Origin of the sequence: Amycolatopsis viridis (assembly GCF_011758765.1) — a bacterium.
Taxonomy (GTDB): Bacteria; Actinomycetota; Actinomycetes; order Mycobacteriales; family Pseudonocardiaceae; genus Amycolatopsis_E; species Amycolatopsis_E viridis.
In genome coordinates this window covers 3,153,591-3,171,853 of the sequence record NZ_JAANOU010000001.1, presented here as the reverse complement: position 1 = coordinate 3,171,853, position 18,263 = coordinate 3,153,591, and the positions used below count along the sequence as shown (strand labels likewise).

The following is an 18,263-nucleotide window of genomic DNA, read 5'->3' as shown; positions in this document are numbered from 1 at the left end:
GCGACGACATGGCCTCTTCCCGCTGACCGGGAAAGGGAGCGGCCGCAGGGGAGCGTGGGCGCAGCAGGCCGTATCCCACGGTGACAAGGCGGTCTCAGAGGCGCCGTCACTGCTCGTCGCTGAGTTTGTCGGCGCAGTCCGCGGTCGCGGACTGCGAGAGACTTCTCGCTACTGGTCCATCAGCAGAGCGCTATGGCACGAGGACGCTTCGTGAGGGACTCGAGCCCGGACGACACCCGAGCCCCACACACCTGGTGCACCGTCAAGAAAGTCAGCAAAGGGTCAGCATCAATACGGCTTGAGCTGCCCGCAGATGCTCACACGTTGCAACTCGCAGACAGCTTCAGAGGGATGCGTGCGGCTGATGGCGAACGCAGACGCCGTGGGACTCCCAGGTTGCCCGGCAGGCGCAGAAGCAATCACGGCTTCTTGGCATACGGCCGCTGTTCTCGCGGGTCAGCGCTTGCTTCCTCGGGGTTTCAAGGGTGCGTTCGGCAGCTCTGGCGCGGGCAGCGGAGCGCCGTCGTAGCCGTGGACCTCGCCGAAACGGGTTCCCTTCATCCAGTCCTCGCGAGCCTGTACGACCTCGTCGTGTGACCGTCCCACGAAGTTCCACCACATCACGATTTCCTCGGTGAACGGCACGCCACCGATCAGCAGGACCCGGGCCGGTTCCGCGTCGTGGCCGGCGAGCTCCAGCCGGCTCGCACCGGGGGCGAGATAGGCGAGGTCGCCGGTGGCGAGCGCGGTGCCGTCGATCGTGACGCTGCCGGTGTCCTGCAGGACACCGTGTTCGAACGCGGGATCGACGTCGAGCACCAGGCGCGCACCGGGATCGAGGGTGAGTTCCGCGCCGAGCAGCGGTGTGTACGCCGGGACCGGGGACGTGCTCCCGGCGAGGCTGCCGAGGAAGACGCGGACCGTGGCGCCGGGCACGGTGACGACCGGCGGGACGTAGTGCTGGAAGTCCCGCGCGGCGTGCCGGTGCTCGCCGGGCAGGGCGATCCACAGCTGGACGCCGTGCAGCGTCGTGGTGTCCGGTGTGGACACCTCGGAATGCGCGATGCCGTTCCCGCCGGTCATCAGGTTCAGCTCGCCGGGCCGGACCACGGCGTGGGTGCCGAGGCTGTCCCGGTGCTCGATCATGCCGCTGAACAACCAGCTCACGGTCTGCAACCCGGTGTGCGGGTGCGGGGCGACGTCCATCCCCCCGGTCGCCGCGACGTCCTCGGGGCCGTAGTGGTCGGCGAAGCACCACGCTCCGATCAGCGAACGCTGCCGCTGCGGCAGGGTGCGCCGCACCCGCATCGCGCGGGGTCCGCCGAGGGGGACGTCCCGCGGGGCCAGCACGGTCAGGGTGCTCGCGGACGCGGGCCGGTCCCCGCACACCAGCTCGGCTGGGTGGGCCTCGACGTTGCTCATGTCCCCATCCTGCCACCGCCGCCGGACGGCCCGGGCTCGCTGTGCAGGACGCGCAGGCCGGTGTCGAAGGCCGTCAGCGCGGCGCCGACCGCCGCGGCGACCGTCACCTCGAAGATTTCGTCCTCGCTGCCGGGCAGCCGTGCGATGTCGGCGCCGGTGATCCGGTCCGAGGCGTCCCGCACCAGTGTCGTGTAGGCCCGCCACGGTTCCGGCACCGCGGCGCCGGTCCCGGCGGCCAGCCGCAGCGACGGCGGGGTGACCGCGGGCGCCTCGAACACGGCGTGCCGCAGGTTCGCCACCGGGTCGCCCTGGCCGGCGTGGTCGGTGCGGTCGGTGGTTTCGCCGCCGGCGAGGAGGAAACCCGGGAAGCGGTAGCCGAAGCGGTGCAGCGCCCGCGTGCCGCGGTGCACCTGGTCACCGCGCAGGACGAACCCGAACGCGTTGGCCAGCCGGTTCACCACGTTCCACACCAGGTCGACGTGCAGGGCTTCGCGCACCGCGTGCTCGGGCAGCGCGGGGCGGACCGCCTCGCCGGTCTGCGTGCCGTCCAGGAACGCGCGCACCGCGGCCAGCTCGGGGCGCACGGCGGCCGGGTCGAGCTCGCCGTTCCCAGCGATGCGGACCAGCTCGGTGTGCGAATCGATGCAGAACGGGCACCGGTGCCGGCGCGCGGTGGTCATCGCCAGGTACTCGCGTTCGGCGGCGCTCCAGAACGACGGGCCGCGCATCGCGGGGGCGGCGATCCCCAGCAGCGGCCGGGCGAAGAAGTCCGGCCGGTACAGCAGGGTGCGCACGATGTCCGGGGCGTCCCGGCCGGTCGCGGCGAAGAACAGCCGGGCGCGCAACCGGTGCCCGTGGTCGAGAATGGACAGTCTCATCGGGACTCCCGTGGGTCGAGCGCGGCGAGCCGTCCGGCCAGGAACCGGCGGTCGGCCGGGTTGGCGGCCAGTTCGTGTGCGCGCCGGTAGGCCGTGACGGCTTCGGCGGTGCGGCCCAGGCGGTGCAACAGGTCGGCCCGCGCGGCGTGGTGCAGGTGGTACCGGTCGAGCCCGTCGATCCGGTCGAGCAGCGCCAGCCCGGCCGCGGGCCCGTCGCTCATGGCGACGGCGACCGCGTGGTTGAGCGCCACGACCGGCGACGGCGCCATCCGCAGCAATTCGCTGTAGAGCGCGGCGATGCGCGGCCAGTCCGTCTCCTCGACGCAGGGGGCCTGGGCGTGCAGCGCGGCGATGGCGGCCTGCAGCTGGTACGGGCCGGGAGCGCCGAGCCGCAGCGCCCGGTCCAGTACGCGGACCGCCTCCGCGATCCCGCCCGCGTGCCACTCCCGGCGGTCCTGGTCGGCCAGCAGGACCAGATCACCGCCGGGGGAGTGCCGGGCACCGGCGCGCGAGTCGTGCAACAGCAGCAGCGCGACCAGGCCGAGGGCCTCGGGTTCATCGGGCATCAGGGCCGCGACGAGCTTGGCGAGCCGGATCGCCTCCGCCCGCGGTGCGCCCCCGTCCCCGGGCGCCGCCGTGTACCCGTGGGTGAAGATCAGGTAGATCACCGACAGGACGCCGGACAGCCGTTCCGGGAGCAGGTGGTCGGGCGGCACCGTGAAGGAGATCCCGGCGTCCCGGATCTTGCGCTTGGCCCGCACCAGCCGCTGCGCGAGTGTCGCCTCGGGCACCAGGAACATCCGCGCGATCTGGGCGGCGGACAGCCCGGCCACGGCCTGCAGGGTGAGCGCCACCCGGGCCTCCGGCGCCAGGGCGGGGTGGCAGCAGGTGAAGATCAGGCTCAGCCGTTCGTCGCCGACGGCGAGCACGCGTTCCACGTCGAAGTCGGTCATCACCGGTCGCGGGTCCCCGGCCCGCTCCTCCTTCTCCCGGCCCACGCGGGCCCGCCGCCACCGGTCCACGACGCGGTTGCGAGCCGCGGTGAGCAGCCACGCGACGGGATCGGCGGGCACGGTGTCCCGCCAGGCACGCAAGGCGAGCGCGCACGCGTCCTGCAGCCCGTCCTCGGCCGCCTCGAAGTCGCCGAGCACCCGCACCAGCGCGGCCAGCATCCGGGTCCGGTGCTCGCGGTAGACCTGCTCGACCGCGAGCGCCGGATCAGCGGGCCGGGGACGCCGCATGCCCGCCCGGGCGGTGGTCGACGCCCGGTACCCGTGCCAGCGGCCGGACCTCGATCGTCCCGGTCTCGGCCATCGGGCACAACGCCGCGAGTTCCAGCGCCTCGTCGAGGTCCCGGCAGTCCAGGACGTAGTAGCCGCCCAGGTGCTCGTGGGTCTCGGCGAACGGCCCGTCGGTGATCAGCGTCCGCCCGTCCCGCACGGCCACGGTCGTCGCGCTGTGCTCGTCCGCCACCGGATCGCCGGACACCAGGGCGTTGCGCCGCCGCAGCTCGTCGGCGAACGCGGCCACCCGGGCCAGCGCACCGGCGAACCCGGGATCGCCCGGTTCCGGCCGGTCGCAGTCGTAGATCATCAGCAGGTAGCGCATCGGTCCCTCCCGGTTGCGACTCCGCAGAGGATGACGAACGGGATGCCCGGAACTCGACAGCCCGCGCCCGGGATTCTTCTCCGGTGGCGCCGGAAATGCACAACGCCTGGGGCACTGTGGTGGCGGGTGACCGCCGCCCGATCGGGTGACGGGTCAGGCGAGGAAGTCCCGGACCAGCTCGGATGCGTGCGGGCGGCACTCCTCGAAGTACCCGTGCCGCGCGCCGGGCAGGACGTGCACCCGCGCGTCCGGGATGCGCTCGGCCAGCAGCGTGGCGTTCGCAACCGGGGCCAGTCCGTCGTCGTCACCGTGCAGGATCAGCGTCGGCGCGCTGATGCGGGGGAGCGCGTCCCACGCGTCGTGCTGGTCACTGGCCCGCAGGTGGTGGCGGCGGGCGTGCGGAGGCATCGCCGGATCGCCGAGGGTGCGGTACGGGCCGGGATGCGTCGCGCGCCAGGCCGGCGTGTACATCAGGTCGGCCAGCGTCTCCCGGGCGTCCGGCCGCATCAGCGCCCGGCGCACCTCAGCCGACCGCTCCACCGCGTGCGGCCCGCCGGGCGAGGTGCAGCCCAGGACCAGCCGCCGCACCCGCTCCGGGTAGCGGATCGCGATCCACTGCGCGACCCGGCCGCCCATCGAGGTCCCGTACACGTCGGCCCGCTCGATGCCCAGCTCGTCCAGCACGGCGATCACGTCGTCGGCGAACAGCGGAGTCGAGTACGGCGCGTCCGGCTTGCCGCTCGCGCCGGTGCCGCGGTAGTCGACCGTGACGGTGCACGGGAAATCGTCCCGGACGGCGTCCCACCACGTGTGGTCGTTGGCCTGCCCGGCCAGCAGTACCAGCGGCCGTCCGGTGCCCTCGGGCTGGGCCGCCAGCGGTGTGCCGTCCGGCGCGTGCGCGACGATCATCGTCCTCCGTCCCCGATGAGCGGCTCCGCCGACGGCCAACGGCCGTCCGCGACGGCCGCGTGGACCTGGCACAGCAGTTCGCGGGCGACCACGTCGACCGCGGGCGGCACCCGTCCGGACCGCGGCCGGGCCACGGCGATCGAGCGCCACACCTCCGGTTCGCGCACCGGGGCGCCGGTGAGCCGGCCGGCCGCGATGTCCTCGGCGATCCCGACACCGGGCAGGATCGTCCAGCCGTGCCCGGCGAGCACCAGCCTCTTCTGCAGCGGCATCGAATTGGTCTGCACGCTCGGGATCAGCTCGGCCCCGGCCTGGCGGGCCGCGGTGTCGATCAGGCTGCGCAGCCCGTGCCCCGGCGAGGGCAGCACGAGCGGGTCCCGCGCGATCCGCGCGAACGACACCGGCCGCTGCGGATCGAGCCCCGCGGCCGGGGGAGCGAGCACCCACAGCCGTTCCCGCACCACCGGGGTCACGGTCAGCGACGGCGAGCCGGTGATGTCGTACAGCAGGCTCAGGTCGAGGTCGCCCTCGTCCAGCCAGCGCCGCAGGTGCCCGGAGTAGCCGGTCTGCAGGCGCAGTTCGATACCCGGGTGGGCGCGCAGGACCGCGGAGGTGAGCGGCTCGGCGATCAGCCCGGCCGCGCTCTCCAGCAGACCGAGCGTGACGATGCCGGTGACGGCGCCGCGGGCGGGCGCGACCTCGGCGCGGGCGCGGTCGAGCTCGGTCAGGGCCCGCCGCGCGCGGTCGGCCATCGTCACACCCGCCTCGGTGGGGCGCATGCCCTGCCGGGTCCGGTCGAACAGCGGCACCCCGAGTTCCGCTTCCAGTGCCTTGATCTGCCGGGTGACCGCGGGCTGGACCAGGTGCAGCAGCTCGGCCGCGCGCGTCACGCTGCCCACCTCGGCCACGGTCACGAGGGCCCTGAGCTGCTTGAAGTCCATCCCCGTCCCATCGTGGCTCCAGGTGCGGCATCACGCACCGGCATGGCCGCTGTTACGGCATCAGGACTGATGATATCGCGGCGACCACGGCACCACCTGCCCGTGCCGCACGAGCTCGCCGTACTGCTCCGGCTTCACCGGCTCCAGCGCGAGGTCCAGCAGCGGGACCGCGGCCTGGGCGGGCGTCGCTGCCTCGCTCACGTCCCACCACAACGCGGACGTCGGAGTGTTGATCATCCCGGGGCACACCGCCGCGACGAGGATGCCGCGCGCGAGGTCGTCGGCGCGCCGCTGCGCGGCGAGCGCGCGCACCGCGGCGACCTGACCGATCTTCGACGGGATGTTCACGAACCCGGGCCACGCGCCGGCACGGGCGCTCCCGTCGGCGACCGCGTCCCGCCACGCGGCGACCTGCTCGTCCACCTCCTCGAGCGTGGTCAGGCCGTCGAACCGGCGGTGCAGCACGGGCGCGAGCTGGTTCAGCGTCCCGAGGCTGCTGGCCACGACGATCAGGCTGCCTCCGTCCCGGACGAGCGGTGCGAACGCGCGCAGCAGGCGGGTGGTGCCGAAGTTGTTCACCTGGGTGTAAGGCTCGATGACGTCGCGCGGATCGTCGTCCGGGCCCACCCGCATCACGGCGTTGCCGAACACGATGTCGACACCGCCGTGCCGCTCGCGCAGCAGACCGGCGAACCGGCCGGCGGCGTCCGGGTCGGCGACGTCGAAGACTTCGCCGCGGATCTGAGCGCCGCCCGCGGGCGCCGCCTCCACCGCCTCCTGCACGCGGCCGGCGTCGCGGCCGGTGAGGTAGACGGTGTCGGCGGGGGACAGTCGCTGCGCGAGCCCTTCCACGAGGGCGAGACCCAGGCCCTGGGTGGCTCCGGTGACGACGGCGACCTTCGGTGTTTCGTTCATGATCACCACACTAGGAACGCGCGAGCCATTCGGGTAGCGAAAGTCTGGCAACGGGGGTATTCCTGTTCGGCATGGCCTTCACCGATGCGTCGCTGACCGCGCTGCGCGTCTTCCGGGAGGTGGCCGAGCGGGGGACGCTCACCGCGGCGGCGGCCGCGCTCGGCTACACCCAGTCCGCCGTCTCCCGGCAGATCGCGGCGCTGGAACGGGCGGCGGGGGCGCCCCTGCTGGAGCGGCGCCACGACGGGGTGCGGCTGACCGCCGCGGGGCGTGTCGTGGTCCGCCGCGCCGCGAGTGTCGTCGACCAGATCGACGCCACCGCCCGCGAGCTGGCCGGGCTGCCCGACGAGCGGGCCACCGTGCGGCTCGGGTGGTTCCCCAGCGCCGGAGCCACGCTGGTACCGCGCGCGCTCGCCGCGGTGCGCGCCGCTCATCCCGGGATCACCGTGATCACGCGGGAGGGCAGCACCCCCGCGCTGGTGCGGGCGTTGCGGGCCGGCACGCTGGACCTGGCGCTGCTCGCCGCCGCACCGCCGTTCCGCCCGCCGGATGACGAAACGCCGGCACTGGTGCTGTCCACGCTGGCCGAACGCAGCCAGTGCCTGGCCGTGCCTGCCGCGCACCCGCTCGCTCGCGGTGAGTTCGTCGACATCGCGGACCTGCGCGGGCAACGGTGGATCGCGGGCACCGGGCGGGACGGGCTGATGGGGGTGTGGCCGGGGCTGGACGAGCGGGCGGAGGTCACGCACACGGCGCGCGACTGGCTGGCGAAGCTGCACCTGGTCGCCGCCGGCTGCGGCATCACGACGGTGCCCGCGTCGCTCGCGGCGGTGGTGCCACCCGGCGTGCGGGTCCTGCCGGTGCACGGCGGCCCGGCCGAACAACGGCGGCTGATGCTGGCCCGGATGCCCGGCGCGCTGCCGGAGGCCGCGGTGTGGGTGGCCGAAGCCGTGAGCGCGGTGATGGTCGACGGCGGCACCGTCGGGCGGGACTGAGCGAGCCGCGGGCCGCGCGGGGTGGTGCTGAGGGACGCCGCGCGACCCGGGTGGTGGTTAGGCTGCCGTATGCGCGTGCCACCGACCGGCCTGGCCGCGACCCGGGCGTTCTTCGGGCCGCGGGCGGCGACCTGGGAGACCCGCTTCCCCGACGACGGCCCGCGGTACCGGGCCGCGGTCGCCGAGCTGGCGCCACCGCCCGGGGGCGCGGTCGCGGACATCGCGTGCGGCACGGGGCGCGCCCTGCCGGAACTGCGGGACGCCGTCGGCCCGGACGGCACGGTCGTCGGGCTCGACGCAACGCCCGAAATGCTCCAGGAGGCCGCCGCCCGGGGACGGCACCACCTCGCGGCTCTCGTCCTCGGCGACGCCCTGCACCTGCCCCTCGCCACCGGGGCGCTGGACGCGGTGTTCGCCGCGGGCCTGGTCACGCACCTCGCCGACCCGGTCGCCGGGCTGCGCGAGCTGGCCCGGGTGTGCCGTCCGGGCGGCCGCCTCGCCCTGTTCCACCCCGTCGGCCGGGCGGCACTCGCCCGGCGGCAGGGCCGCGAGCTGACTGCCGGGGACCTGCGCGCCGAACCGAACATCCGCGCCGCGCTCACCGCAGCCGGATGGCACCTCGACGCCATCGACGACGGCACCGAGCGCTACCTCGTCCTCGCCGGCCTGCGGTGACGTCCACCGGCGATTCCGCCGCATTACCGGTCACGCCTTCGCCGGCAGCCCTCGCGCATAGGACAGTCCGCGGGTCACCCAGCGTTCGAGGCGGCGGCGATCACGCACCGCGCCGGCGTCGACCTCCAGCCACCCGGGCATCTCGCGCCCGCGCATGACCATCGGCCGGACGTCCTCGCCCAGCAGGCTCTCGCCCTCCGCGGGGTCGACGCGCACCAGCAGCCCGCCCCGCGACCGCGCGGCGACCGCCATGTTGCCGTGCACCAGGAACGCCAGCCCGCCGAACATCCGCTTCTCGGTGATGCCCTCGGCGCCGGACAGCAGGTCACGAATGCGGTCGGCGAGCCCGGGGTCGTAAGCCATGCCCGAGTATCCGCCGCCACCCGGCCGGTGCGGAAGTGCGCGTCACCGCCGGTCGGCCGGCTGGTCCGCGACGTGGCGCCGGACCAGCGGGTACACCAGCAGGATCACCGCGAGGCTGAGCACGCTGAGGTAGAGCTGCGACCGGGCCGCCCCGACGAACAGCATCGACACCACGACGGCGAGGGTGGCCGCCAGGGTGAGCCGGCTCAGCCACGGGTAACCCCACATGCGCAGCGTCAGCCGCTCGGGGTCGGTCCGTTGCAGGTCGCGGCGCATGCGCAGCTGGGAGCCGGCGATGAACGCGTAGACGAACAGCGCCACCGCGCCGGCGGAGTTGATGATGAACGAGAAGATGGTGGCCGGTGCGACGTAGCTCATCACCACCGCGACATAACCGACCACAGTGGACAGCAAGATGGCCTTCCACGGGACGCCGCGCCGGTTGACGTCGGCGACCCAGCGGGGCGCCCAGCGGTGGCGGTGCAGCGCGAACAGCATGCGGGAGGCGGTGTACAGGCCCGAGTTGAGCACGGACAGCGCGGCGGTCAGGACCACGGCGCTGACGATCGTCTCCGCCGCCGGGATGCCGAACCGCCCGAACGCCGCCGCGAACGGGCTGGTGTCGCTGGGCACCTCGCGCCACGGCGTGATCATCACGATGAGCGTGATCGACCCGACGTAGAACAGGATGACCCGCCACACCGTCGCCGCGGTCGCCTTCGCCACCGCCTTCGCCGGTTCGGCCGACTCGGCGGCGGCGATGGTGACGATCTCGGTGCCGAAGTAGGAGAAGATCACGATCACCACGCCGTGCACGACGGCGAACCCGCCGGTGGCGAAGAACCCGTCGAGCGCGACGTTGCCGACCGAGAACGTGGCGTGCGGCCACAGGCCCAGCACGAACAGCACCCCGATCACCAGGAACACCACGATCGTGGTGACCTTGACCGACGCCAGCCAGAATTCGGTCTCGCCGAACGACCGCGTCGAGGCCAGGTTGGTCGCGGTCAGCAGCAGCATCAGGGCGAGCGAGAACACCCACTGCGGCACCGCGGGCAGCCAGCCGACGAGGATCTTCGCCCCGGCCACCGCCTCGAACGCCACCACGCCGACCCAGAAGTACCAGTACAGCCAGCCGATCGCGAAGCCGGCCCAGCCGCCGAGCGCCTCCCGGGCGTACTCCATGAATGAGCCGAGCGCGGGGGAGGCGGTCGCCATCTCGCCCAGCATCCGCATGACCAGCACGACGAGCAGCCCGCCGAGCGCGTAGGACACGATCGCCGCCGGGCCGACCGTGTGCACCACGGCGCCGCTGCCGACGAACAGGCTGGCACCGATGATCCCGCCGAGGGCGATCATCCGGACGTGCCGCTGCCGCAGGCCCGGACGCAGAGACTGGTTCATTCCCACGATGTTGACAGGGAACCGGTGAAGGAGAAACCGGTTGCGGCAACCGGGCGCACCCGGTGCGCCGAACGGCCGGTCAGCGGCGGCGGGGCTTGCCGCGGCGGCCGCCGCGGGGCTGGTTCCGGCGGGGCGCGGGCTTGCGCTCGTCGGCCGCGGGGCGTTTCGACTTCGACTGCTTCGCCGCGGGCGGCCGGCCGCGGGTGCTGTTGACCGTCCGGCCGCGCACGATCCCGATGAACTGCTCCACCAGGTCGGTCGTTTCGTCCTCGAGCCAGGACAGCGCCACCTGCGACTGCGGGGCGTCGGCCACCGGCCGGTAGGTCAGGTCGCGCCGGTGGTGCAGCCGGGCGAGCGACTGGGGCACGACGAGCACGCCCACCCCGGCCGCGACCAGCTGGATCGCGTCGGCGGTGGTGGCGGGCCGGTCGAGGGCCGGGCGGCCCGGCGGGCGCGCCCAGCCGAGCGTGTCGTCCAGCGGGTGCAGCACCAGTTCGTCGGCCAGGTCGCCGGTGTGCACCTCGTCCGCCGCGGTCACCACGTGGTCCTTGGGGACCACCACCACGGTCGTCTCGGTGTAGAGCGGGATGGCGTGCAGCCCGGTGCGGTCCGTCGGCAGGCGCAGCAGCACGGCGTCGAGCTCGCGGTCGCGCACCCGGCCGGCCGCCTCGGCGGCGCCGACCTGCACCAGCTCGAGCGGGACGCCGGGCGTGCGTTCCTGCCAGATCCGCACCCACTTGCCGGGGGTCACCCCCGGCACGTAGCCGAGCGTGAAGGAGGGGGCGGCGTCCGGCTCGGTCACCACGCCAGGCTACCGGCCGTGACCGTGGCGGATACGCTGGACGGCATGACGTCGCAGAAGACCCCCCAGACGATGAAGCCGGCGACGGCGGCGAAGAAGCTGGGCGTGTACCTCGAAGCCACCCCGGCGCAGTTCCGGGAGGGTGTCGTCTCGCGCGACGAGCTGAACGCCCTGCAGAGCGACCCGCCGGAGTGGCTGCGGGACCTGCGCCGCAACGGGCCGCACCCGCGTCCGGTGGTCGCGGCGAAGCTGGGTGTGTCGATCGGCGGCCTGGCCCGCGGCGGGATCACCGACCCGCTGACCACCGAGCAGATCGACGCCCTCAAGACCGAGAACCCCGAGTGGCTCCAGCGCGAGCGCGCCCTGCAGGCGGACGTGCGCCAGGAGGCCGCGCGGCAGAAGGAGAAGAACCAGCGCTGACCGCGCGACCCGGCCCCCGCCCGGCACGGTGCGGGCCGGGAGCATTCGCCCGCGGGGTGCCCCCGGACGCCGCCGCACGAGTGGTGGCACCGGCACGACGGGCTACCCGGGCGATCGGTCGTGCGCCGGGTCGTGTGGGCTACCGGTCCGGCGTGCGCGCGCCAGGATCGCCTCCGCGCGCAGGATCACGGGGCGGTCCACCATCTGACCGTTGTGGACTCCGACGGAGCCGTCGGTGACCGACGCCAGCGCCTCCCGCGCCCAGCGGGTCTCGGCTTCGCCGGGAAGGAACGCGTCGTTCACCGCGGCCACCTGGCGCGGGTGGATGCACAACTTGCCGGTCAACCCGAGCTCGATCGCGTGCGCGACGTCGGCCCGCAGCGCCGCCGGGTCGTCCAGGGCGGTGGTGACGCCGTCGACCGGGGCGGCGCACCCGGCCGCGGCCGCCGCGAGCACGACCGCGGACCGCGCATGCCGCAGCGCCTCGTGCGAGCGGTGGTCGACGCCGAGCTGCACCGCCAGGTCGATGCTGCCGAACGCGGGCCGCACCACCGAGTCCGCGCCGCACACCTCCACCGCGCGGGTGACGCCCAGCGCGGTCTCGATCAGCGGGATCACCGGACCCACCCCGCGGTCGGCGAGCGCGTCCAGCACCGCGCGGTCCTCGGCCTTGGGCACCATCACCGCGACGGCGCGCCCGGCGACCGCCGCCAGGTCGGCGTCGAACCAGGGCGTGCCGGGCGCGTTGATCCGCACCACGGCGGCGTGACCCGCGTCCAGCCACGACCGGACGTGCTCCCGCGCCGCGGCTTTGCTGTCCGGGCCCACCGCGTCCTCCAGATCGAGCACGACCAGGTCGCACCCGCTGGCCGCGGCCTTGGCGAACCGGTCCGGGCGGTGACCCGGCACGAACAGCAGGCTCCGGGCACCCGCGATCGGCCCGGTCACCGCGCGCTCCGCACGGTTCCGGTCGCGGTCCGGCGGCCGTACCGGTCCCGCACCGCGGTGGTGGTCCCCGCCGGCCCCGCGACCGCGCCGGCCACCAGGCCCTGGTGGTCGAACAGCGGTGCGACGAGCCGGTACTCGAAGACCTGATCCCCGCCGCACCCGGTGGCGCGGGCCGCCTCGGCCATCGCGATCGCCTGCAGCGGCCCGTGGGTGAGCAGCCCGGGATAGCCCTCGACCTCGCGCGCGTAGCCGCGGTCGTAGTGGATCCGGTGCGCGTTGTAGGTCAGCGCGGAGAAGCGGAACAGCAGCGTCGGGGTCACCTCGATCGCCCACTCGCCCGGTCCGGGCGGCACCACCTCCTCGCCGGCCCCGGCGGGCAACGCCGCCGCGGCGACCGGGCGGTACACGATGTCCTGCTGCTCCTCGACCACGAGCCGGCCGCCCTGTTCGATCCGGTGCCCGACCACCACGAACGTCAGCGGCCCCGAGCGGCCCTGCTTGTCCTGGACGGACAGCACCCGGGTGCGCCGCGTCGCCGGTTCACCGCACCGCAGCGCCCCCTCGGTCCGGACGCGCCCGCCCGCCCACATGCGCCGCCGTCCCGGGCCGGGCGGCGCCGGCACGCAGTTGCGGACCGGGTGGCCGTCCGGGCCCAGATCCGCCTGCGCGGGCCGTTCCAGCAGGTAGAGCCAGTGCCACAGCAGCGGCAACCCCTCGCGGTCGAGGTCGGGCACCGGGACGTCCAGCAGCGCGCCGAGGGCCTGCGCCGGACCGGGCAGCAGGACTTCGGTGCGTTCGACGGTGTCGGGAGCGAGCATGGGGGGTCCCTATCGGATCGGGTGGCGGCGGACGAGCTGGCGGGCGATGACGGTGCGCTGGATTTCGTTGGTGCCCTCACCGACGATCATCAGCGGCGCGTCGCGGAAGTAGCGTTCCACGTCGAATTCGGTGGAGTAGCCGTAGCCGCCGTGGATCCGCACGGCGTTCAGCGCGATCTCCATGGCGGTCTCGGAGGCGAACAGCTTCGCCATCCCGCACTCCAGGTCGGCCCGCTCACCGGAGTCGTAGCGGCGGGCGGCGTGGTGCACGAGCTGGCGGGCGGCTTCGAGCTTGGTGGCCATGTCGGCCAGGTAGTTGCCGATCGACTGGTGCTGCCAGATCGGCTTGCCGAACGTTTCGCGCTCCTGGGCGTAGCGCAGCGAGTCCTCCAGCGCGGCACGGCCCACGCCCAGCGCGCGGGCGGCGACCTGGATGCGGCCGATCTCCAGCCCGCGCATCATCTGCGCGAATCCGCGCCCCTCCACACCGCCCAGCACCGCCGAAGCGGGCACGCGCAGGTCGTCGAAGGTCAGCTCGCAGCTCTCCACACCCTTGTAGCCGAGCTTGGGCAGGTCGCGCGAGACGTGGAACCCCGGGCCCTTCTCCACCAGCAGCACGCTGATGCCGCGGTGCGGCGGATCGGCTCGCGGGTCGGTCTTGCACAGCAGGGCGACCAGATCCGAGCGCCGCGCGTTGGTGATCCAGGTTTTGGACCCGGTGACCACGTACTCGTCGCCGTCGCGCCGGGCGGTCGTGCGCAACGCCTGCAGGTCCGACCCGCCACCGGGTTCGGTCAGCGCCATGGTGGCCCGCACCTCGCCGGTGGCCATCCGCGGCAGGTAGCGGTCCTGCTGCTCCCGGGTGCCGTGGGCGAGCAGCAGCTTCGCCACCACGGTGTGGCCGCCCATCGCGCCCGCCAGGCTCATCCATCCCCGCGCCAGCTCCTCGGTCACCACCGCGTAGCACTGGGCCGAGACCGCCGCCCCGCCCCACGGCTCCGGGATCGCCAGACCGAAGATGCCCATCCGTTTCATCGCCTCGACGAGCTGTTCCGGATAGGCGTTCGCGTGCTCCAGCTCGCGCACCACCGGCCGCACCTCGCGGGTGACCCAGTCGGCGACCACCGCGGCGATGGCGGCCTCGTCCTCGGTCAGGCCGTCCATCGGAAGTCCTTCCTGCGCACCGTCATCACCGTCATCACCGACATCATCGTCGCCGGTACCGGCCGGCGAGAAATGCCCGTTCCTGATCACTCCATGCGCGGTGGTGATGGGGTGCCGGATCAGCTCAGCGCGACCGAGAAGTCCGTGACGGTGAAGCGCGCGGGCTTGCCGTCGGTCGAGCAGAACTCGATGCCGTACCCGATCTGGTTCACCGTCGGGTTCGGCGGGACGTGGCCCGCGCCGATCGCCCAGCCGATCATCGCCTTGAGGTCGACCGTGCCGGAGTAGTGCGTGCCCTGGGCGACGAAGGCCAGGTAGCCCTCGTCCCGCCAGACGTCGTAGGTCACGCCGTCCGCGGTGTAGGTCGCCACCTCGCTGCCGTCCGGCACCTGGCCGTGGTTCTCCGTCCACACCATCAGCTCGGTCACACCCGGCCCGTCGCCGACGCCGTTCAGCCACAGGTCGTAGGCCACGTCGTAGATGCCGGTGCCGGGCCCGCGGCCGGCGAAGGTGGAGCGGATGGCGGGGAAGGTGGACAGCGGGGCGCCGTCCTGGTCGTTGATGTCCTGGTGGACGTTCGGGTAGGTCTTCACCGAGGTCGTGGCCGGCTGGGCGGAGTCGACGTACCAGTTGCCGTGCGAGCACGCCGACAGGGTCTGCGGGCCGGCCTCGCCCTGGTTCCACATGTTGTTGTGCACGTAGTAGCCGCCCTCGGACCAGCCCCCATCGGGATCGCTGGTGGTGAACGCCGGGTCGGTGCAGCTCTGTCCGGGCACGGCCGCGCTGCCCGGCGCCGGCGCGGCCGTGGCGGCCGGGGACGGCGGCGCGGACGACGAGCCGTCCGGCCGGCAGGCGGTGGTGCCGAGCAGGACGAGGACCGCGGCGAGCAGCACTGCCGGCGTCGTGCGAGTCATGGGCGTCTTCCGTGGTTCGGGACGGCCCTCCAGTCGAACGGCCCGGACCGGCAGGACAGGTCACGAACGAATCACAGTCGGATCACGAGAGTTGATCTGCGGCGGGTTCGCGTACTGCCCGCGCGGGAAGTGCCGCGCGAATGGTGGCGCGCATCCTACGGGCCGGCGCCGTCCGTTCCCGGCACTGGTGAATGCCGGGGCAACAGGTAAAACCGCAGGCAGGACCGCTGTAGCGGGGGGAAGTACGGGTCCGGTACGGGGAATTCCCGGTCGGGCCATGATTCTTGTTGCGTCTCACCGGCTGCGGTACTACTCGTACTACGCGCCCGACGACGGGCGCACGGGGCCGAAGGGGCGCAACCGCATGACCGTCAGTCTTCCCGCTTTTCCCGCCGCCGCCGAGAGGCCGCTCGACACGTGCATCCGTCTCCGGAAGATCGCACCGGTGGTGGAGGTGGAGTTCCCCGGCGGCGTGCCCGCCTACCTGGCGCTGACCACCCGGGCGGTGCGGGAGGTCCTGGCCGGGGACAACAAGACGTTCGCGCGCGAGCCGAAGCACTGGCCCGCCCTCCACGACGGTTCCATCCCGGAGGACTGGCCGCTGCGCAGCATCGTGCAGGGCGATCACCTGTCCACCAAGGACGGCGCGGATCACCGGCGGCTGCGAGGCCTGGTCGGCAAGGCGTTCACGCCCGCCCGGGTGCTCGCGCTGGAACCGCGGATCCAGCAGCTCGTCGACGAGCTGCTGGACGGAGTCGCGGCCGCCGGCGACGGCGTGGATCTGGTCTCGGAGTTCACCGAGGTGCTGCCGATGGCCGTGATCTGCGAGCTGTTCGGCGTGCCCGGGCCGGAGCGCAAGCGGCTGCGCAACTGGACCGCGACGCTGCTGGCGCACACCACGCCGGCGGAGGAGGCGTTCGCGACCCACAACGCACTCACCGGCTACCTGCGTGAGCTGGTGGAGCGCAAGCAGGCCGAGCCCGCCGACGACCTGACCAGCAGTCTGGTGCAGGCCCGCGACTCCGGCGACAAGCTGACCACCGACGAACTGGTCGGTGTGCTGTGGCTGATGCTGGTCGCCGGCCACGAGACCACCGTCCACCTCCTCGGCAACGCCGTCATCGCGCTCGCCCAGAACCCCGGCCAGCTGGCCCTCGCGAAGAACGAGGACCGCTGGGCCGATGTCGTCGAGGAGACGATCCGGTACCGGCACTCGGTGATGATGACCAGCTTCCGCTTCACCCTGGCGGACGTGACCATCGCCGGCGTGGACATCCCCAAGGGCAACGCGGTGGGCGTGGTCTACCAGGCCGCCGGCCTCGACCCGGAGGTCTACGGTGACACCGCCGGGGAGTTCGACATCACGCGCCCGCAGGGCGCGAACCTCGGGTTCGGCCACGGGCCGCGGTACTGCATCGGCGCGCCGCTCGCGCGCCTGGAGAGCCGGCTGGGGCTGGCCGCGCTCTACCGGCGGTTCCCGGAGCTGAGCCTGGCCGTCGACCCGGACGACATCCCCTACTCGCCGTCGTTCTTCACGATCGGCCCGCTGTCGATCCCGGTGAACCTCGGCCCGCAGTCCTGACCGGCGGGGCGGCGGGGCGGGCGCCCCGCCGCCCCCGGCGACGTCGTCAGTCGGTGCCGGACTCGATGGCCGCGCGGTCGAGCAGCTCGGCCTCCTCGGTGGTGGTGCCGCGGGAGGCGATCGTCTCGGCGCCACCCTCGGTCATCGCCCCGATCAGGCCCGTCGAGGCGGCCTGCGCGGCGCCGACCAGCTGCGGCTGCGCGGTGCCGCCGCTGCCGACCATGCCCAGGTTCGCGTACTGCTCCAGGCGGGCCCGGGAGTCGGCGATGTCCAGGTTGCGCATGGTCAGCTGGCCGATGCGGTCCACCGGGCCGAACGCCGAGTCCTCGGTGCGCTCCATCGACAGCTTGTCCGGGTGGTAGCTGAACGCCGGGCCGGTGGTGTCGAGGATGGAGTAGTCCTCGCCGCGCCGCAGCCGCAGGGTCACCTCGCCGGTGACGGCGGTGCCGACCCACCGCTGCAGCGACTCGCGCAGCATGAGCGACTGCGGGTCGAGCCAGCGGCCCTCGTACATCAGGCGGCCCAGGCGGCGGCCCTCGGTGTGGTAGCTGGCGATGGTGTCCTCGTTGTGGATCGCGTTCACCAGCCGCTCGTAGGCCGCGTGCAGCAGCGCCATGCCCGGCGCCTCGTAGATGCCGCGGCTCTTGGCCTCGATGATCCGGTTCTCGATCTGGTCGGACATGCCCAGCCCGTGCCGGCCGCCGATGGCGTTGGCCTCCAGGACCAGGTCGACGGCGGAGGCGAACTCCTTGCCGTTGATCCGCACCGGCCGGCCCTGCTCGAAACCGATCGTCACGTCCTCGGCCGGGATCTCGACCTGGGGGTCCCAGAAGCGGACGCCCATGATCGGCTCGACCAGTTCGATGCCGGCGTCGAGGTGCTCGAGCGCCTTGGCCTCGTGGGTCGCGCCCCAGATGTTCGCGTCGGTCGAGTAGGCCTTCTCGGTGCTGGCCCGGTAGGGCAGGCCGCGGGCGGTCAGCCACTCCGACATCTCGGTGCGGCCGCCCAGCTCGGTCACGAAGTCGGCGTCCAGCCACGGCTTGTAGATCCGCAGCGCCGGGTTGGCGAGCAGGCCGTAGCGGTAGAACCGCTCGATGTCGTTGCCCTTGAAGGTGGATCCGTCGCCCCAGATCTGGACGTCGTCCTCGAGCATCGCGCGGACCAGGAGGGTGCCGGTGACGGCGCGGCCGAGCGGGGTGGTGTTGAAGTAGGCGCGGCCGCCGGAGCGGATGTGGAACGCGCCGCAGGCCAGAGCGGCCAGCCCCTCCTCGACCAGTGCCTCCCGGCAGTCGACGAGCCGCGCGATCTCGGCGCCGTAGGTCTTGGCCCGGCCGGGCACGGACGCGATGTCGGGCTCGTCGTACTGCCCGATGTCCGCGGTGTAGGCGCAGGGCACCGCGCCCTTCTCGCGCATCCACGCGACAGCTACGGACGTATCGAGGCCACCGGAGAAGGCGATCCCGACACGTTCACCGGCAGGCAGAGAGGTGAGCACCTTGGACACG

At 73.4% G+C, this 18,263-nt stretch carries 19 protein-coding genes; 4 read left to right on the top strand and 15 right to left on the bottom strand.

Features of this window, described 5'->3' with window-relative positions; translation table 11 throughout:
- Positions 1-456 precede the first annotated feature (456 nt).
- The 7 genes from FHX46_RS15780 to FHX46_RS15750 form a co-directional block, all read right to left on the bottom strand.
- Entirely contained in the window at positions 457-1,422 is a 966-nt protein-coding gene (locus FHX46_RS15780; protein ID WP_167115183.1) for a pirin family protein, read from the bottom strand.
- Entirely contained in the window at positions 1,419-2,300 is an 882-nt protein-coding gene (locus FHX46_RS15775) for a hypothetical protein (protein ID WP_167115180.1), read from the bottom strand. The genes FHX46_RS15780 and FHX46_RS15775 overlap by 4 nt, the downstream gene beginning before the upstream one ends.
- A complete protein-coding gene (locus FHX46_RS15770; protein WP_167115177.1) occupies positions 2,297-3,541 on the bottom strand; it encodes an RNA polymerase sigma factor in 1,245 nt (414 codons plus the stop codon). Before FHX46_RS15770 ends, FHX46_RS15775 begins: the two co-directional genes overlap by 4 nt.
- Positions 3,519-3,908 carry a YciI family protein gene (locus FHX46_RS15765; RefSeq protein WP_167115174.1) on the bottom strand — a complete coding sequence of 130 codons (390 nt, stop codon included), beginning with the start codon at positions 3,906-3,908 and terminating at the stop codon, positions 3,519-3,521. Before FHX46_RS15765 ends, FHX46_RS15770 begins: the two co-directional genes overlap by 23 nt.
- A 153-nt stretch (positions 3,909-4,061) precedes the next feature.
- A complete protein-coding gene (locus FHX46_RS15760; protein WP_167115171.1) occupies positions 4,062-4,817 on the bottom strand; it encodes an alpha/beta fold hydrolase in 756 nt (251 codons plus the stop codon).
- Positions 4,814-5,758, bottom strand: coding sequence for a LysR family transcriptional regulator (locus tag FHX46_RS15755; RefSeq protein ID WP_167115168.1), 945 nt, complete (start codon positions 5,756-5,758; stop codon positions 4,814-4,816). Before FHX46_RS15755 ends, FHX46_RS15760 begins: the two co-directional genes overlap by 4 nt.
- Before the next feature lie 60 nt (positions 5,759-5,818).
- Complete coding sequence (locus FHX46_RS15750; RefSeq protein ID WP_167115165.1) at positions 5,819-6,673, bottom strand: SDR family NAD(P)-dependent oxidoreductase; 855 nt, start codon at positions 6,671-6,673, stop codon at positions 5,819-5,821.
- Positions 6,674-6,744: 71 nt separating this feature from the next.
- Here FHX46_RS15750 and FHX46_RS15745 point away from each other — a divergent pair, with 71 nt between their 5' ends.
- Both FHX46_RS15745 and FHX46_RS15740 read left to right on the top strand, forming a co-directional pair.
- Positions 6,745-7,668 carry a LysR family transcriptional regulator gene (locus FHX46_RS15745; protein ID WP_167115162.1) on the top strand — a complete coding sequence of 308 codons (924 nt, stop codon included), beginning with the start codon at positions 6,745-6,747 and terminating at the stop codon, positions 7,666-7,668.
- Between the two features lie 69 nt (positions 7,669-7,737).
- Complete coding sequence (locus FHX46_RS15740; RefSeq protein WP_167115159.1) at positions 7,738-8,343, top strand: class I SAM-dependent methyltransferase; 606 nt, start codon at positions 7,738-7,740, stop codon at positions 8,341-8,343.
- Between the two features lie 30 nt (positions 8,344-8,373).
- On the opposite strand, the gene FHX46_RS15735 is transcribed toward FHX46_RS15740, so the two are convergent.
- From FHX46_RS15735 to FHX46_RS15725, 3 genes are all read right to left on the bottom strand, one after another.
- Positions 8,374-8,706: a TfoX/Sxy family protein gene (locus FHX46_RS15735; protein ID WP_167115156.1), complete on the bottom strand. Its 333-nt coding sequence runs from the start codon at positions 8,704-8,706 to the stop codon at positions 8,374-8,376.
- A 42-nt stretch (positions 8,707-8,748) separates the two neighbouring features.
- Positions 8,749-10,110: an amino acid permease gene (locus tag FHX46_RS15730; RefSeq protein WP_167115153.1), complete on the bottom strand. Its 1,362-nt coding sequence runs from the start codon at positions 10,108-10,110 to the stop codon at positions 8,749-8,751.
- A 79-nt stretch (positions 10,111-10,189) separates the two neighbouring features.
- The gene (locus FHX46_RS15725; RefSeq protein WP_167115151.1) at positions 10,190-10,912 is read right to left on the bottom strand and encodes a LysR substrate-binding domain-containing protein; all 723 of its coding nucleotides are present in this window, start codon (positions 10,910-10,912) and stop codon (positions 10,190-10,192) included.
- Positions 10,913-10,957: 45 nt separating this feature from the next.
- On the opposite strand from FHX46_RS15725, the gene FHX46_RS15720 reads away from it, so the two are divergent.
- Positions 10,958-11,332: a DUF5997 family protein gene (locus tag FHX46_RS15720; RefSeq protein ID WP_208401310.1), complete on the top strand. Its 375-nt coding sequence runs from the start codon at positions 10,958-10,960 to the stop codon at positions 11,330-11,332.
- Positions 11,333-11,434: 102 nt separating this feature from the next.
- Here FHX46_RS15720 and FHX46_RS15715 read toward each other — a convergent pair whose 3' ends face one another.
- The 4 genes from FHX46_RS15715 to FHX46_RS15700 all read right to left on the bottom strand — a co-directional run bounded on the left by FHX46_RS15715 (position 11,435) and on the right by FHX46_RS15700 (position 15,176).
- Positions 11,435-12,280, bottom strand: coding sequence for an HpcH/HpaI aldolase/citrate lyase family protein (locus tag FHX46_RS15715; protein ID WP_167115145.1), 846 nt, complete (start codon positions 12,278-12,280; stop codon positions 11,435-11,437).
- The gene (locus FHX46_RS15710) at positions 12,277-13,098 is read right to left on the bottom strand and encodes an FAS1-like dehydratase domain-containing protein (protein WP_167115142.1); all 822 of its coding nucleotides are present in this window, start codon (positions 13,096-13,098) and stop codon (positions 12,277-12,279) included. The genes FHX46_RS15715 and FHX46_RS15710 overlap by 4 nt, the downstream gene beginning before the upstream one ends.
- Before the next feature lie 9 nt (positions 13,099-13,107).
- Complete coding sequence (locus FHX46_RS15705; protein WP_167115139.1) at positions 13,108-14,262, bottom strand: acyl-CoA dehydrogenase family protein; 1,155 nt, start codon at positions 14,260-14,262, stop codon at positions 13,108-13,110.
- Positions 14,263-14,381: 119 nt separating this feature from the next.
- Entirely contained in the window at positions 14,382-15,176 is a 795-nt protein-coding gene (locus FHX46_RS15700; RefSeq protein ID WP_167115135.1) for a GH12 family glycosyl hydrolase domain-containing protein, read from the bottom strand.
- A 277-nt stretch (positions 15,177-15,453) separates the two neighbouring features.
- Between FHX46_RS15700 and FHX46_RS15695 the strand changes: the two genes are divergently transcribed.
- On the top strand, positions 15,454-16,758 hold the full coding sequence (locus FHX46_RS15695) for a cytochrome P450 family protein (protein WP_167115132.1): 1,305 nt from the start codon (positions 15,454-15,456) through the stop codon (positions 16,756-16,758).
- A gap of 46 nt (positions 16,759-16,804) precedes the next feature.
- Here FHX46_RS15695 and argG read toward each other — a convergent pair whose 3' ends face one another.
- Positions 16,805-18,262 carry an argininosuccinate synthase gene (gene argG / locus FHX46_RS15690; protein ID WP_167115129.1) on the bottom strand — a complete coding sequence of 486 codons (1,458 nt, stop codon included), beginning with the start codon at positions 18,260-18,262 and terminating at the stop codon, positions 16,805-16,807.
- Position 18,263 lies beyond the last annotated feature (1 nt).

Bases quoted from the DNA above. Each gene is read 5' to 3' on its own strand.
- FHX46_RS15780 (WP_167115183.1), bottom strand. From the start codon at position 1,422: ATGAGCAACGTCGAGGCCCACCCAGCCGAGCTGGTGTGCGGGGACCGG.
- FHX46_RS15775 (WP_167115180.1), bottom strand. From the start codon at position 2,300: ATGAGACTGTCCATTCTCGACCACGGGCACCGGTTGCGCGCCCGGCTG.
- FHX46_RS15770 (WP_167115177.1), bottom strand. From the start codon at position 3,541: ATGCGGCGTCCCCGGCCCGCTGATCCGGCGCTCGCGGTCGAGCAGGTC.
- FHX46_RS15765 (WP_167115174.1), bottom strand. From the start codon at position 3,908: ATGCGCTACCTGCTGATGATCTACGACTGCGACCGGCCGGAACCGGGC.
- FHX46_RS15760 (WP_167115171.1), bottom strand. From the start codon at position 4,817: ATGATCGTCGCGCACGCGCCGGACGGCACACCGCTGGCGGCCCAGCCC.
- FHX46_RS15755 (WP_167115168.1), bottom strand. From the start codon at position 5,758: ATGGACTTCAAGCAGCTCAGGGCCCTCGTGACCGTGGCCGAGGTGGGC.
- FHX46_RS15750 (WP_167115165.1), bottom strand. From the start codon at position 6,673: ATGAACGAAACACCGAAGGTCGCCGTCGTCACCGGAGCCACCCAGGGC.
- FHX46_RS15745 (WP_167115162.1), top strand. From the start codon at position 6,745: ATGGCCTTCACCGATGCGTCGCTGACCGCGCTGCGCGTCTTCCGGGAG.
- FHX46_RS15740 (WP_167115159.1), top strand. From the start codon at position 7,738: ATGCGCGTGCCACCGACCGGCCTGGCCGCGACCCGGGCGTTCTTCGGG.
- FHX46_RS15735 (WP_167115156.1), bottom strand. From the start codon at position 8,706: ATGGCTTACGACCCCGGGCTCGCCGACCGCATTCGTGACCTGCTGTCC.
- FHX46_RS15730 (WP_167115153.1), bottom strand. From the start codon at position 10,110: ATGAACCAGTCTCTGCGTCCGGGCCTGCGGCAGCGGCACGTCCGGATG.
- FHX46_RS15720 (WP_208401310.1), top strand. From the start codon at position 10,958: ATGACGTCGCAGAAGACCCCCCAGACGATGAAGCCGGCGACGGCGGCG.
- FHX46_RS15710 (WP_167115142.1), bottom strand. From the start codon at position 13,098: ATGCTCGCTCCCGACACCGTCGAACGCACCGAAGTCCTGCTGCCCGGT.
- FHX46_RS15705 (WP_167115139.1), bottom strand. From the start codon at position 14,262: ATGGACGGCCTGACCGAGGACGAGGCCGCCATCGCCGCGGTGGTCGCC.
- FHX46_RS15700 (WP_167115135.1), bottom strand. From the start codon at position 15,176: ATGACTCGCACGACGCCGGCAGTGCTGCTCGCCGCGGTCCTCGTCCTG.
- FHX46_RS15695 (WP_167115132.1), top strand. From the start codon at position 15,454: ATGATTCTTGTTGCGTCTCACCGGCTGCGGTACTACTCGTACTACGCG.